The organism is Lentzea flava (assembly GCF_014648475.1).
In the GTDB taxonomy this organism is placed as follows: Bacteria; Actinomycetota; Actinomycetes; order Mycobacteriales; family Pseudonocardiaceae; genus Lentzea; species Lentzea flava.
Window position 1 is genome coordinate 45440 of record NZ_BMRE01000025.1, and the last position, 13324, is coordinate 58763.

A 13324-nucleotide genomic window follows, 5' to 3' on the forward strand; every position below is an offset into this window, starting at 1 on the left:
GGGGAACGATGTTCGTGAGGTCGTTGGGCGACGGAGCCGAGCTGAGGCCGTTGGAGCCGTGGCAGGCAGAAGAGTTCTTCGCGCACATGGAGCGCGGGCGGGAGTTCATCGGGCAGCACATCGGGTTCGCGGACGCGGCGAAGGATCTCGACAGCGCGCGGAACCTCCTGCAGCGCTACGCGGACAAGACGGCGAGCGACACCGGTCGCATCTACGGGATCTGGCTCGACGACAAGCTGGTCGGCGGCGTCATCTTCCGCGAGATGGACGTGTCGCAGGGCAGGGCCGAGGTCGGGTGCTGGCTGGAACCGGCGGCGACGGGCAAGGGACTGATCACGCGGGCCGCCAGGGTGCTCATCGACTGGGCGATTCGCGAGCGGGGCATGCATCGGGTTGAGTGGCTGGTGTCGTCGAAGAACGCGCCCAGCATCGCCGTCGCGCGGCGGCTCGGGCTGACGAGGGACGGGGTGCTGCGCTCGTACTTCGTGCACCGCGGGGTCCGGCAGGACCTCGAGGTCTGGTCGGTGCTGGCGCCGGAGTGGGAGAGCTGATGGACGATCTCGTGCTGCTGCACGCCTTTCCGCTCGACGCACGGATGTGGGACGTGCCGGGTGCGCTGACGCCGACCCTTCGCGGGCACGGCGAACCGGACCTCGACACGCTCGCGAGCCAGGTCATCGCCGAGCTCGGCGACCGGGAGGTCGTGCTCGGCGGGTGCTCGATGGGCGGTTACGTCGCGATGGCCGTGCTCAGGCGCGCGCCGGAACGCGTGAAAGGTCTCGTCCTCGTCGACACCAAGCACACCGCGGACGCGCCGGAAGCCGTGCGGAACCGGCATGCGATGGCCGATCGGGTCGAGGCGGAGGGTGTCGGCGAGTGGCTCGCGGAGGCGATGCTGCCGAACCTGCTCAGCCCGAACGCGTCGGCGCAGGCGCGGAAGCTCGTCACGACCATGATCCTCGAGCAGCGGCCGGAGGACGTGGCGTGGTGGCAGCGGGCGATGGCGAAACGGCCTGATTCCGCTGACGTGCTCGGCAAGGCGGAGATCCCCGCGCTCGTGGTGACCGGCGAGCTCGACCCGCTCATGCCGCCGGAGATCGGCCGGCAGCTCGCGGAGGTGTTGCCGCGCAGCACGTTCGTCGAGATGGAAGGGGTCGCCCACCTGCCACCGGTGGAGCAGCCGGAGCGGTTCGCCGAGCTGGTGGAGCGCTGGCTCACCACCGCCGGGCTGTAGGACCCCGGCGGCCACGCGAGTCCCAACAGCCCTGGTGCCAGTGGCGGCGCTCCTCCACCGAGCCCGACTCCTGCGCAGGCCAGGCGACGACGTGCGGCGTGCCGGGGCGGATCTCGTGGTCGCAGCCCGGACAGCGATAGGTCTTCTGGGCCTGCGCCCCCGAGATGGCGCGGACCAGCCAGTCGCCGTCCGGGCCCGACTCGGCACGGGCCCAGCCGACACCGCCCCCGAGCGGCCTGGGGTCTTCGTTCTTGGGCGCGTTACGACGAGGCACGACCACACGGTAACCGCTCGTAGAATCAGGTCGTGCCGACCTACGAGTTCCGTTGCCGAACCTGCGACGACACCTTCGAGCTGCAGCGTCCGATGAGCGAGTCGTCCGCACCGGCGAGCTGCCCCGACGGCCACTCCGACACGGTCAAGCTGCTGTCCATGGCGGGAATCAGCGGTACGCAGCAGCAGCCGCAGGGCGGGGGCGGGTGTTGCGGCGGAGGCTGCTGCGGATCCTGAGCAGGTACAGCAGGCTGGCGACGAGCAGCACGGCCGCGAGCGGGACGTGCAGCGCCGTGAGGTGGAAGACGCCGGCGTACACCTGACCGGTGATCAACGCCAGGAAGCCGAGCGCGTACCAGATCGGCTGGGCCGACCCGCCGCCCGGCCGCCACGCGAGAACCGCGACGACGACGTGGGCGACCGTCACGACCCACAACGTGTACGAGCCGGCGCTGTGCAGGACGTGACCGGACGGGATGGTCATCATCAGTCCCGCGGTGATCGACTGGACGAAAACAGCTGCTGTCTGCAGGACGACGATCGCGTGCAGGAGCTTGGTGTGCGTGGCCATGACCACCAGACGGCACAGCCGCCCGGAATGTGACAGGCCGGGTTAGGAGTTCTCGCGGTCGATCAGCACCTCGGCGACCTTGCGACCCTGATCGCAGACGGTGCCGAACTTGCCGGACGAGTCGATGACGATGATGCCGAGCCCGCCGCCGTTGTAGGGAACGACCAGCACGCACGAGGGTTCGACGTCCTGCTCGTTGGACCGGTCGAGGTACGAGACCTTGTGGCCCTTCACGTCCCAGTCGCCGGTCGTGCGCTCGATCTTGATCTGCCTGCCCTCGCGGAACCGCAGGGAGACACCGACCTCGACGTTGTCGATCTTCGTCGTCCAGCGGCACGACTGGTCGAACGTCGAGTCGTAGTTGATCTGGGTTGGCGGCGTGTCGGCCTTCGCGCCGGGGTAGGGCAGGTCGGTCCACTTCAGCTTCGCGCACACGCCCTGCACCTCGCCGTCGATCGGCGCGGTCGAGACGTCGGGGTCCTCGGACGCGCTCGGATCGGTCGAGCTGTCCTTGTCGAACGGGGACGTCACGTCGAGCGGGGCCTGCGCGACCGGAGTGCCCCCGACGGTCGTCCTGGCACAGCCGGACGCGAGCACGAGGACAGCCAACAGGAGCACCAGTCGCCGCATGGCACCACCATGCCAGACGGGACATGGTGCCCCTGTTAGCGGCTCACGAGTAGTCCCGGAATCCCTTGCCGGTCTTGCGCCCGAGGCGACCCGCCGTGACGAGATGTTCGAGCAGCGGCGCCGGCGCGAAACCGGGCTCGCGGAACTCGTTGTAGAGCGTCCGCTGGATCGCCAGCGACACGTCCAGTCCCACGACGTCCAGCAGCGCGAACGGACCCATCGGCAGACCACAGCCGACCTTCATCGCGTTGTCGATGTCGTCGGCCTCGGCGTAGTGGGCCTCCAGCATCTTCACCGCGTCGTTGAGGTACGGGAACAGCAACGCGTTGACGATGAAGCCGGCCACGTCACCGCAGTGCACCGGGTGCTTGCCGAGGTCGAGGCAGATCTTGCGGGCCGTGGCGACCACGTCCGCGCCCGTCGAGATGGTCTCGACGATCTCCACCAGCTTCATGACCTGCGCGGGGTTGAAGAAGTGCAGACCGACGACGTCCTCCGGCCTGCTCGTCGCCGCGGCGATCTCGATGACCGGCAACGAGGACGTGGTCGTCGCGAGCACGGCACCGGGCTTGCACGCCTCGTCGAGCGCCGCGAAGACCTCCTTCTTGATGCCGATCTCCTCGGCCACCGCCTCGACGACGAGGTCGCAGTCCGCCAGCTCGACGAAGTCGACGGCAGGCGTGATCCTCCCCAGGATCGCGTCCCGGTCACCCTCGGCCAGCTTGCCCTTGGCGACCGCCCGGTCCAGCGACTTCCGCACCGCGCCGATGGCCGTCTCGGCCTTCTCCAGGCTGCGGGCGCGCAACACCACGTCGTAACCGCGCTTCGCGAACACCTCGGCGATACCCGTCGCCATGGTGCCGGTACCGATGACGCCGACCCGCTGGATCTCCCGCGTCTGCACCGAACTGTCCACTTCGGACGGCGTCTGCGCGTCCTTGACCACGACCGGCGAATCGGGCCCGTCGTAGGTGTAGAAGCCGCGCCCGGACTTCCGGCCCAGCAGCCCGGCCGTGATCATCTGCTTGAGCAGCGGCGCCGGAGCGTGCAGCCGGTTGCGCGACTGGTGGTACATCGTGTCGAGGATTTCGTACGCGGTGTCGAGACCGATGAGGTCCAACAGCGCCAACGGACCCATGGGGTAGCCGCAGCCGTACCGCATGGCCGCGTCGAGGTCCTCCCGCGTCGCGTACTTGGACTCCAGCATCTTCACCGCGTGGTTGAGGTACGGGAAGAGCAACGCGTTCGCGATGAAGCCAGCCCTGTCCCCGATCACGACCGGCGACTTGCCCAGCCGCTCGGTGAACGCGACCACATCGGTGATCACATCCGGCTCAGTGACGACCGTGCGCACGACCTCGACCAGCTTCAGCACCTGCGTGGGGTTGAAGAAGTGCAGACCGACGACCTTGCCGGGCCTCTTCGTGTGCACACCGATCTCGGTGATCGACAAGCTCGAGGTGTTCGACGCGATGATCGCCTCGGGCTCCAGTATCCCGTCGAGCTCCTGGAAGATCCGCGCCTTCAGCTCGACGTTCTCCGGCACCGCCTCGATCACCAGGTCACACCCGGCGAGGCTGGCGAGATCGAGGCTCGTCGTGACCCGGCCGTGGATCGCCGCCTTCTCGTCCGCGGTGAGCTTCCCGCGCTGCACGGCCCGCTGCGTGGAGTGCTCGAGGTGCCCGAGGCCGCGCTCGACACCGGCCGCGTCGACCTCCACCACCCTCACCGTGAGCCCGGTGCGCGCGAGTACCTCCACGATGCCCGCGCCCATGGTTCCGAAGCCGACGACTCCGACGGTGTTGATTTCGCGCGCCACTGCAGACCTCCCTGCGGGGTAAAGCGTGGGCTACCAAGGAGTAACTTGCGGGCGACTATGCCACTCCCAGCGTGGGCGGGCGCCGTGAGCTTCGCCATCAGGATCGAAACAGTTATCGGTCTAGCAAACGCCTAGATGCGGCTTTGTGCCTGGTGAACCCGTGTGGGGCAGCGGGAAGTTGAGCCATCCGGGTTGCGGCCGGCCCGTTGTCGGGACCGCGCGGGCGTTGCACGGTCGAGGCCCGCAGCGGTTGGTGCGGCCACGCACGGGGCACGCCGTCGCGCTCGGCGCAGTCACCTTCACACCTGCGGGCGGCACGCGGACACGCCGCAACCACAGGCGGCCGACCCGCCACCGCACGGGCCTCGGGACCGTACGAGCGTCAACTCGGCCGAGACCCACAGCCGCCGGTACAACCACGCACAGGACACGCCGTCGCACTCGGCGCGCCCCCTCACACCTGCGGGCAGGCCGAACAGCCGCACCAACGCCTCGGATGCCCTGCTCCGCCGGGCGGGTTAGTCGTCGAACCCCCTCTCCGCGAGCTCCTCGATCCGCCTGACCGCCTCGCCCGCGTCCTTGCCGGTGGCCACCACCGTGATCGACTTGCCGCCGGGCGCGCTCAGGCCCATCAGCGCCAGCACGCTTGCCGCGTTGGCCTCCTCGTCGCCGTAGCGCACGACGACGTCCGCGTCGAGTTCGGCCACCGTCCGTGCCAGGAGGGCGGCCGGGCGTGCGTGCAGGCCCACCTCGTTGGTCAGCAGCACCTCGGCCGACACCGCGTCCTGGACCACGTGCAGGGCGGGACGGCTGGGGGCGGCGGCCGGGGTTTCGCCGGACGCGCCCTCGGCCGCTGCGGCCACGTCGGCCAGGGACGCACCGCCCTGGGCGGCGACGGCGGCGGCCACCGCGCCTTCCACGAGGGGCGCGTCCACCACGGTGTAGCGGGACGGGTCGTCTGCCGATTCCACAGCCATCTCGGCTGTCATCTTGGCGCTGCCCAGGTCGTAGAGGACCACCACGCCGGTGCCCGAGTCGGCGTCCGCCAGGGCTTCGACCACCGAGCCGTAGTCGGTGCCGAGGCCGCCCTCCTCCGTGCCGCCCACGGGCAGCACGGACACGTCCGGGGCCATCTGGCCAGCCAGCTCGGCCACGCCGCCTGCCAGCATGTCGCTGTGGGAGACGATCACCAGTCCCACTCGGGGTGCCGCGGTCATGCCTTGGCCGCCGCGTCCGCGAAAGCCCGCAACAGCAACGACGTCGAGCGGGCGCCCGGATCCAGGTGGCCTGCGCTGCGCTCGCCCAGGTACGACGCGCGGCCCTTGCGGGCCACCATCGGCACCGTCGACTCCGCGCCCTCGGCGGCCGCGTCGGCCGCTGCCGACAGCACCGCGGCCACCGAGCCGTCCACGGACGCCGCCGCGGCCACCGCCGGGGTCAGGGCGTCGACCATCGTCTTGTCGCCCACCACGGCCTTGCCGCGTGCCACCACGCCGTCCAGCGCGGCCTGCAGCGCTCGTGCCACTGCGTCGCGGTCGAGCTCCTCCAAGTCGCCCACCGCAGCCGACGCGCGCAGGAACGCCGTGCCGTACAAGGGGCCCGCCGCACCGCCCACCGTCGAGATCAACGTGGTGGCGACCAGCTTCAGCACCTTGCCGGGAGCAGCGGGCTCCTCGGTGTCCAAACGGGACAGCACCGCGGTGAAGCCGCGCCTCAGGTTCTCGCCGTGGTCGCCGTCGCCGATCGCCTGGTCCAGGCGCACCAGCTCGTCGCGGTGTTCCTTCACCACCTCGGCGGCCGCTCGCAGCGCTGCCACGACGTCCGCTGCCGTGCACCCCACCTCAGACTCCCCACCGCAGTGCGGGCGTGTGCACCGGCGCGTCCCACAGCTCGATCATCTCGTCGTCCAGCCGGAGCAGGGTGAGACTCATGCCCTGCATCTCCAGGCTGGTGATGTACGAGCCGACGAGCCTGCGTTCCACGGTGATCCCCCGATCGGCCAGCAGCTGTTCCGCGATGCCGTGCGCCAAGTACAGCTCGATCAACGGAGTTCCGCCCATCGAGTTCGTGAAGAGCAGCACCCGGTCGCCCGCCGCGAAGGGCAGGTCCTCCAGCACCGGTTCGAGCAACGCCGACACCATCTCGGACGCGGTACCGGCACGCACCCGCTGGCGACCGGGCTCGCCGTGGATGCCGATGCCGATCTCCATCTCGTCGTCGGCCAGCTCGAAGCTCGGCGTACCCGCGTGCGGCACCGTGCACGCGGTCAGCGCGAGCCCCATCGAGCGCACCGACCCGATCACCCGTGACGCCAGCGCCTCGCAGGCCGCCAGATCGTCGCCGCGTTCCGCCGCCGCGCCCACGATCTTCTCCAGCAGCACCGTGCCGCCGACGCCGCGCCGCCCCGCCGTGTACAGCGAGTCCTTCACCGCCACGTCGTCGTCGATCACCACGCTGCGCACCTCGGACTCCGCCATCTCGCCCGCGGTCTCGAAGTTCAGCACGTCGCCCGTGTAGTTCTTCACGATCAGCAGCGCGCCCGCGCCGCCGTCCGTGCGCGCGACGGCGTCGAGGACCTGGTCCGGCGTCGGCGACGTGAACACCGCGCCGGGACAGGCCGCGTCGAGCATCCCGCGCCCGACGAACCCGCCGTGCAGCGGTTCGTGGCCCGACCCGCCACCCGAGATGATCGCGACCTTGCCCTGCACCGGAGCGTCCGCGCGCACGACGACGGCCGGGTCGTGGTGCACCGTCAGCAGATCGGAATGGGCGGCCTGCATCCCCCGCAGCGCGTCCTGCACCACGGTTTCCGGATCATTGATGATCTTCTTCATCGAAGCGCCCTTCCGAGTCGGCGGTGACCGTGTTCCTTCTTACTCCGGGGGTCTGACACTCGGAACGGGCAAACGTCCCCGGTACCGTTAGGCTGCCCTAATAAACGCAGGTCAACATCACTGCAAGTAGCGGAGGAACCACGTCGTGTCGAAGAGAGCAGCGCTGCTCGCCGCAGTCGCCCTGGTGCTCGCCGCCTGCGGTCAGAGCACCCCGGACAAGCCGACCGTCGCCCAGGGCGGCCAGGACTTCGGCAAGGCCTACGAGCTGAGCAACGGCTTCGGCACCACCGCGAAGCCCGGCGAGTTCCCCCGCACCATCAAGCACGCGATGGGCGAGACGAAGTTGGAGAAGAAGCCCGAACGGGTGATCGTGCTCGACACCGGCGAGCTCGACAACGTCGTCGCCCTCGGCATCAAGCCGGTCGGCATCGCGTTCACCGACGGCTCCCCGGCCATGCCGTCCTACATCGGCGACAAGGGCGGCAAGCCGGAGAACGTCGGCACGATCAACAACCTCAACCTCGAGGCGATCACCAAGCTCAACCCGGACCTCATCCTCGGCTCGCAGCTGCGCGCGGAAGCCCTCTACCCGAAGCTGAGCGCGATCGCCCCGACCGTGTTCTCGGTGCGCCCCGGCTACGTGTGGAAGGAGAACTTCCTCCTCAACGCCGCCGCGCTCGACCGCCAGGCCGACGCCGCGAAAATGCTCGAGGACTACACGAACAAGGCCACCGAGGTCGGCAACGCCATCGAGAAGAAGCTCGGCGTGCGCCCGACGGTCACGGCGCTGCGCTTCATGCCGGGCAAGATCCGCCTCTACGCCAAGAAGTCGTTCATCGGCACGATCCTGATCGACGCCAAGATCCCGCAGCCGACCCCGTCGCAGGTCGACGACCTCGCCGCGGAGGTCAGCGCGGAGCAGATCGGCAAGGCCGACGGCGACTTCATCGTCTACTCCACCTACGGCGACCCTGCCAAGACCGCGGAGGGCTCGGTCGTCGGCGGTCCGCTGTGGAGCGGCCTGAACGCGGTCAAGGCGGGCAAGGCGAAGCCGGTCCTCGACGAGACCTACTTCCTCGGACTCGGCGTGCTCGCCGCCAACGTGGTGCTGGACGACCTGCAGAAGCAGCTCGGCGCGTGAGCGTGCGGCCCGCGCGGGTGCTCAGCGTCCGAAGAGCATCCGCGCGAGCCGCAGCATCTGCTTGCCCGCCATCGAGGACCGGTCGAACGTCGCCATGTTGATCAGCGACTTGAACCGCTCCTTCGTCACGGCCTTGGCGTAGGTGAACTCGCGCAGCCCGTCCTCGCCGTGGATGCGCCCGAAGCCGGAGTCGCCGACGCCACCGAACGGCAGCCCGGGGATCGCCGCGTAGGTCAGCACCGAGTTGACCGACACCATGCCGACCCGCAGCTCGGCCGCGAGCTCCTCACCGCGCGACTTCGAGAACACCGCGGCACCCAGCCCGTACTTGGACTGGTTCGCGAGTCGCACGCCTTCCAGCGCGTTCGGCACCCGGTTGATCACCACGGTCGGCCCGAAGGTCTCCTCGGTGATCGCCAGCGAGTCCTCCGGCACGTCCGTGAGCACCACGGGCTCGACGTACGGCGGCCTGATCGACTCCGGCCCGCCCACCAGCGCCTTGCCACCGCGGTCCAGCGCGTCCTGCACGTGCTCGCGGATGATCTCCACCTGCGACGGCATCGTGATCGGCCCGAGGTTCGCGGTCGGTTCCCCGCCCGGCTTGAGCTTCTCTGCCCGCTTCACCACGGTCGCGATGAACTCGTCGGCGACGTCCTCCGCGACGTAGACGCGCTCCACGCCCGCGCACGTCTGGCCGGCGTTCGACACCGCACCCCAGATCGCGGCCTCGGCGGCGGCGGTCAGGTCGGCGTCCGAGTCGACGATCAACGCGTCCTTGCCGCCGCACTCGACCAGCACCGGCGTCAGCGTCGACGCGCACGCGGCCATGACCCTCTTGCCGGTCCGCGTGGAACCGGTGAACGCGATCTTGTCGACGCCGGACGCGCACAGCGCCGCGCCCGTCTCACCGAAGCCCGTGACCACCTGGAACACCGGGTACTCCGGCACCGCCTCGGCGAACGTCGACGCGAGGAACGTGCCCACGCCGGGTGTGTACTCCGAGGGCTTGAACACCACGGCGTTGCCCGCGGCGAGCGCGTAGGAGATCGAACCCATCGGCGTGTGCGCGGGGTAGTTCCACGGCCCGATGACGCCGATGACGCCCAACGGCCGGTACTCGAGCGTCGCGGTGTGGTTGAACATCAGCATGCCCGAGGACACCCGGCGCTTGCCCAGCACCCGGCCGGCGTGCCGGGCCGCCCAGTGCAGGTGGTCCATCACCAGCGCGATCTCGACGCGGGAGTCGTCGGCAGGCTTGCCGGTCTCCGCGCTGATCAGCGCGATGAACTCGTCGGCGCGCTGCGACAGCACTCTGCGCCACGCGTCGAGCTTGGTCTTGCGCCCCTCGAAACCGAGGCCCGCCCACCACGCGGCGGCCTCACGCGCGGAGGACACGGCCTCCTCGACCTCGGCGGCCGTGTGGATGGGGTGATGCGCGACGACCTCGCCCGTGCGCGGGTCCAGTGAGGCGAACCGCCGCTGCTCGCCATCGGCCGACAGCGCGCTGTCCGAAGCGGTCTGCGTCATTGGGGCCCTCCCGGGTACTCGCCAGTAACCTCGACACTAACGCGTACTTGAAGAACTTTCAGCCCCCGCCTGGTCCCGTCAGGCGCTGGGCAGGCCGGGAAGCACGGCCTTGACGAACGCCTGCGCCGCCTGGCAGCGATCCAGTTCCTTGTTCTTCGAAGCTCCCACGCTGAACTCCGCGATCTCACCCGCGTCGCTCGAGTCCTTCGTGCGCACCAGGATGATCTCGCACGTGGGGAACGCGCCGTCCTTCAGCGCCTGGTAGCCCTTCACGCCGCCGCCGAGATCGACCTCGGTGGACTTGGGGTCGAACTTGCCGTCCTTCGGAACGCGCGCGGTCTTGAACTCGAGCTGCATCTGCGCGCTCTGCCCCGTCCACGAGCACTGGTGCAGACCGAAGGCCAGCATCCGCGGCGAGGCGCCGAGAACCGGCGCGAGCGTCGCCTTGTCCACGGCCGTGCACGGGTCGACCTCGACCGGCGACCCCTTCGGCGGGTTGTACTTCTGCGGGTTGCCGCGCAGCTTGCGGACGGCGCCCTCGAGCACCTTGCGGCCCGGCTCGCACGGGTCGGACACGGCCTGGTCGCCGGAGCCCGTGCTCACCTGGACCCGCACGGCCTGCGCCGGGTTCTCCTGCGTCACGGCGCTGACGAAGCACGACGAGGTCAGCTTCTGCTCGCTGCTCTTGAGCCCGGCGACCTGCTTGGTGGCGTTCTTGACCTCCGTCGAGGTCAGCGAGTAGCCGATCTCCACCGTGAGGTTCAGGGTCTTGCCGGACTTGTCCTTCATGTAGTTCGAGCAGCGCGTGTAGTTGCTGCTCGTGTACTTCGCCGGCGTGCCGAGCGTCTGCAGGAGTTCCTTCTCCATCAGCGCACAGGGGAAGACCAGCCGCAACCGTTCCGCGGCGAACGCGGGGTCGATCGGCTTGCCCGGCTGCGCGGACGGCTTGACGGACGGATCGGTCGAGCTCGCGTCCGCTCCCGCCTGCACGGTGCGGCGCGGCGAGTTGGTCTTGGCGAGACCGGGACCGGTCGCGCAGCCGGCCATCAGCAGAGCAGCGGCGGCGACCACGGCCGTGGCACGAAAACGGAGCACGACGTGCACGGTAGCGACCTTCGTGTGCGCTCGTGGGCAGTACCCCGAGTTACTCCGTGGCACATGTCACGCAGCGCTACGGGAACGATTCAGAAGATCAACGCGATGTACCTGGTGAAGACCCCGAGAGAAGGAGAGACGTGCGCAACCGAATTCGCCGCGCATTCAACTGGCTCGACGCGTGGACGATCGAGGCCTTCAACCCCGTTTTCCCCGGTCGTCCCCAGTCGTAGTCAGCCCTTGCCCGTTTTCGCGAACTGAGGCCGCAGCGTCGCCCACGCGGCGAACACCGCCGCCAGCACCACCATGGCGATGCCGGCCCACAGGTTGATGTTGACCCCTTCGGCCTTCCTCAGGTCGTCCTCGGACGTGAAGCCGAGACCGACGACGACCAGTACAACGCCGTACAGGCCGAAGAGGAAAGCGATGATCACTCGCAGGTCGAACAACCTCATGACGGCCTCCCTCAGCCGAAGATGATGTAGAGAACGGTCGTCAGCGCCAGCACTCCGCCGCCGAGCAGGGCGGGCGAGCGGTACCAGCCCGCGTCCTCGCCGGTGGTGGCGTGCGAACGGTCTTCCTTCGGCGTCAGGCTGTAGACCAGCCCGACCAGCTCGCTGTCCGGCTTGGGCCGCGTGACGAGGCTGACCGCGACGCTCACCACGACGTCCACGGCGAACGCGAGACCCGCGCCGAGGAAGCTCGCGCCCTGGCCAGGCAGCTCCAGCCACTTGATGCCGAACGACGGCTCCGAGATCGCGTAGATGAACATCGCGGTGAACGTGCCCGCGAGCAGACCCACCCATCCGGCGGTGGGGGTCATCCGCTTCCAGAACATGCCGACGATGAACGTCGCGAACAGCGGCGCGTTGAAGAACGAGAACAGCGCCTGGATGTAGTCCATGATGTTGGACCCGCCGAGCGCCGCCGCGATGAACGCCGTGCCGATGGCGAGCACACACGCACCGACCGTCGCCAGGCGTCCGACGCGCAGGTAGTACTCGTCCGGCCGGTCCTTCTTGATGTAGTCCTGCCACAGGTCGTACGTGAAGACCGTGTTGAACGAGCTGACGTTCGCCGCCACACCGGCCATGAAGCTCGCCAGCAGACCCGTGATCGCGATGCCGAGGATGCCGTTGGGCAGCAGGTCGCGCATCAGCAACGGCAGCACGTTGTTGTAGACCACGCCGCTGCTCGTGTCGCCCGCCTTGAGCTGCGCCATCTCCGGCACGATCACCGCAGCGATGATGCCGGGGATGACGATGACCGCGGGAATGAGCGCCTTCGGGTACGCACCGATGATCGGCGTGCGCTTGGCCGCCGACATCGACTTCGCGCTCATCGCGCGCTGCACCTCGGCGAAGTTCGTCGTCCAGTACCCGAACGACAACACGAACCCAAGACCGAACACCAGCCCGATGACGCTCCACACCGGGTTGTCGATGCCGGTGAGCTCCGTCGCGGGCCACGCGCTGAGCTGCTCCTTGTCGGTCACCTTGTCGACAATCCCCTGCCAGCCCCCGACCTTGATCAGGCCGAGGATGGTGATCGGCGCCAGCGCGGCCACGATCACGAAGAACTGCAGCACCTCGTTGTAGATCGCCGCGCTCAGACCGCCCAGCGTCGTGTAGGCGAGCACGACGAGCGCCGCGACCACGATCGACACCGGCAACGGCCACCCGAGCAGTGCGTCGATGATCACCGCGAGCGCGAACAGGTTGATGCCCGCGATCAGGATCTGCGCGACCGCGAAGCTGATGGCGTTGACGAGGTGAGCCGGCTTGCCGAACCGACGGCGCATGAACTCGGGAACGCTGCGCACCTTGGAGCCGTAGTAGAACGGCATCATCACCAGACCGAGGAACACCATCGCGGGGATGGCACCGATCCAGTAGTAGTGCACGGTCGCCATGCCGTACTGGGCGCCGTTGGCCGTCATGCCCATCAGTTCGAGCGCACCGAGGTTCGCGCTGATGAACGCGAGACCGGTGACCCACGCCGGCAGCGACCGTCCGGACAGCAGGAAGTCGAGGCTGGAAGAGACGGATCGTCGCGCCATCACGCCGATGCCGAGCACCACGACGAAGTAGATGACGAGCAACGCGTAGTCGATCGGTCCCGCGTCAAGCCGCAGGTCCGCCTCGGCCAACACTCGCACGGCCCACCTCCCAAGACTTCCAACAAAGTCGAACACAAACGA

Annotated in this window: 15 protein-coding genes; 4 read left to right on the forward strand and 11 right to left on the reverse strand. The window is 68.9% G+C overall.

The window, feature by feature from the left end:
- Nucleotides 1-14 precede the first annotated feature (14 nt).
- Nucleotides 15-551, forward strand: coding sequence for a GNAT family N-acetyltransferase (locus IEZ09_RS25915; RefSeq protein WP_308202425.1), 537 nt, complete (start codon nucleotides 15-17; stop codon nucleotides 549-551).
- Entirely contained in the window at nucleotides 551-1234 is a 684-nt protein-coding gene (locus IEZ09_RS25920) for an alpha/beta fold hydrolase (RefSeq protein ID WP_189256360.1), read from the forward strand. The genes IEZ09_RS25915 and IEZ09_RS25920 overlap by 1 nt, the downstream gene beginning before the upstream one ends.
- Here IEZ09_RS25920 and IEZ09_RS25925 read toward each other — a convergent pair.
- The gene (locus tag IEZ09_RS25925) at nucleotides 1215-1508 is read right to left on the reverse strand and encodes an Rv1322 family protein (RefSeq protein WP_189256361.1); all 294 of its coding nucleotides are present in this window, start codon (nucleotides 1506-1508) and stop codon (nucleotides 1215-1217) included. The two genes, IEZ09_RS25920 and IEZ09_RS25925, sit on opposite strands and share 20 nt — an antisense overlap.
- Before the next feature lie 32 nt (nucleotides 1509-1540).
- Between IEZ09_RS25925 and IEZ09_RS25930 the strand changes: the two genes are divergently transcribed.
- Nucleotides 1541-1744, forward strand: coding sequence for an FmdB family zinc ribbon protein (locus IEZ09_RS25930; protein WP_189256362.1), 204 nt, complete (start codon nucleotides 1541-1543; stop codon nucleotides 1742-1744).
- Here IEZ09_RS25930 and IEZ09_RS25935 read toward each other — a convergent pair.
- The 6 genes from IEZ09_RS25935 to dhaK form a co-directional block, all read right to left on the reverse strand.
- The gene (locus IEZ09_RS25935) at nucleotides 1677-2078 is read right to left on the reverse strand and encodes a hypothetical protein (RefSeq protein ID WP_189256363.1); all 402 of its coding nucleotides are present in this window, start codon (nucleotides 2076-2078) and stop codon (nucleotides 1677-1679) included. The two genes, IEZ09_RS25930 and IEZ09_RS25935, sit on opposite strands and share 68 nt — an antisense overlap.
- 42 nt (nucleotides 2079-2120) lie before the next feature.
- Complete coding sequence (locus IEZ09_RS25940) at nucleotides 2121-2708, reverse strand: DUF3558 family protein (protein WP_189256364.1); 588 nt, start codon at nucleotides 2706-2708, stop codon at nucleotides 2121-2123.
- A gap of 43 nt (nucleotides 2709-2751) precedes the next feature.
- Entirely contained in the window at nucleotides 2752-4527 is a 1776-nt protein-coding gene (locus IEZ09_RS25945; RefSeq protein WP_189256365.1) for a 3-hydroxyacyl-CoA dehydrogenase family protein, read from the reverse strand.
- A 518-nt stretch (nucleotides 4528-5045) separates the two neighbouring features.
- Entirely contained in the window at nucleotides 5046-5744 is a 699-nt protein-coding gene (dhaM, locus tag IEZ09_RS25950) for a dihydroxyacetone kinase phosphoryl donor subunit DhaM (RefSeq protein WP_189256366.1), read from the reverse strand.
- Nucleotides 5741-6367: a dihydroxyacetone kinase subunit DhaL gene (dhaL, locus tag IEZ09_RS25955; RefSeq protein WP_189256367.1), complete on the reverse strand. Its 627-nt coding sequence runs from the start codon at nucleotides 6365-6367 to the stop codon at nucleotides 5741-5743. Before dhaL ends, dhaM begins: the two co-directional genes overlap by 4 nt.
- Before the next feature lies 1 nt (nucleotide 6368).
- Nucleotides 6369-7361, reverse strand: a complete 993-nt coding sequence (dhaK, locus tag IEZ09_RS25960) for a dihydroxyacetone kinase subunit DhaK (protein WP_189256368.1) — start codon at nucleotides 7359-7361, stop codon at nucleotides 6369-6371.
- Nucleotides 7362-7506: 145 nt separating this feature from the next.
- On the opposite strand from dhaK, the gene IEZ09_RS25965 reads away from it, so the two are divergent.
- Nucleotides 7507-8502, forward strand: coding sequence for an ABC transporter substrate-binding protein (locus IEZ09_RS25965; RefSeq protein ID WP_189256369.1), 996 nt, complete (start codon nucleotides 7507-7509; stop codon nucleotides 8500-8502).
- Nucleotides 8503-8523: 21 nt separating this feature from the next.
- Here the strand turns inward: IEZ09_RS25965 and IEZ09_RS25970 are convergent, their stop codons facing one another.
- The 4 genes from IEZ09_RS25970 to IEZ09_RS25985 form a co-directional block, all read right to left on the reverse strand.
- Nucleotides 8524-10029, reverse strand: coding sequence for an aldehyde dehydrogenase family protein (locus IEZ09_RS25970; RefSeq protein ID WP_189256370.1), 1506 nt, complete (start codon nucleotides 10027-10029; stop codon nucleotides 8524-8526).
- Nucleotides 10030-10107: 78 nt separating this feature from the next.
- Nucleotides 10108-11124, reverse strand: coding sequence for a hypothetical protein (locus IEZ09_RS25975; protein WP_189256371.1), 1017 nt, complete (start codon nucleotides 11122-11124; stop codon nucleotides 10108-10110).
- A 233-nt stretch (nucleotides 11125-11357) separates the two neighbouring features.
- Entirely contained in the window at nucleotides 11358-11579 is a 222-nt protein-coding gene (locus tag IEZ09_RS25980) for a hypothetical protein (RefSeq protein WP_189256372.1), read from the reverse strand.
- Between the two features lie 11 nt (nucleotides 11580-11590).
- Entirely contained in the window at nucleotides 11591-13282 is a 1692-nt protein-coding gene (locus IEZ09_RS25985) for a sodium:solute symporter family protein (protein ID WP_189256373.1), read from the reverse strand.
- Between the last annotated feature and the right edge of the window lie 42 nt (nucleotides 13283-13324).

Bases quoted from the DNA above. Each gene is read 5' to 3' on its own strand.
- dhaM (WP_189256366.1), bottom strand. From the start codon at position 5,744: ATGACCGCGGCACCCCGAGTGGGACTGGTGATCGTCTCCCACAGCGAC.
- IEZ09_RS25920 (WP_189256360.1), top strand. From the start codon at position 551: ATGGACGATCTCGTGCTGCTGCACGCCTTTCCGCTCGACGCACGGATG.
- IEZ09_RS25970 (WP_189256370.1), bottom strand. From the start codon at position 10,029: ATGACGCAGACCGCTTCGGACAGCGCGCTGTCGGCCGATGGCGAGCAG.
- IEZ09_RS25940 (WP_189256364.1), bottom strand. From the start codon at position 2,708: ATGCGGCGACTGGTGCTCCTGTTGGCTGTCCTCGTGCTCGCGTCCGGC.
- dhaK (WP_189256368.1), bottom strand. From the start codon at position 7,361: ATGAAGAAGATCATCAATGATCCGGAAACCGTGGTGCAGGACGCGCTG.
- IEZ09_RS25935 (WP_189256363.1), bottom strand. From the start codon at position 2,078: ATGGCCACGCACACCAAGCTCCTGCACGCGATCGTCGTCCTGCAGACA.
- IEZ09_RS25980 (WP_189256372.1), bottom strand. From the start codon at position 11,579: ATGAGGTTGTTCGACCTGCGAGTGATCATCGCTTTCCTCTTCGGCCTG.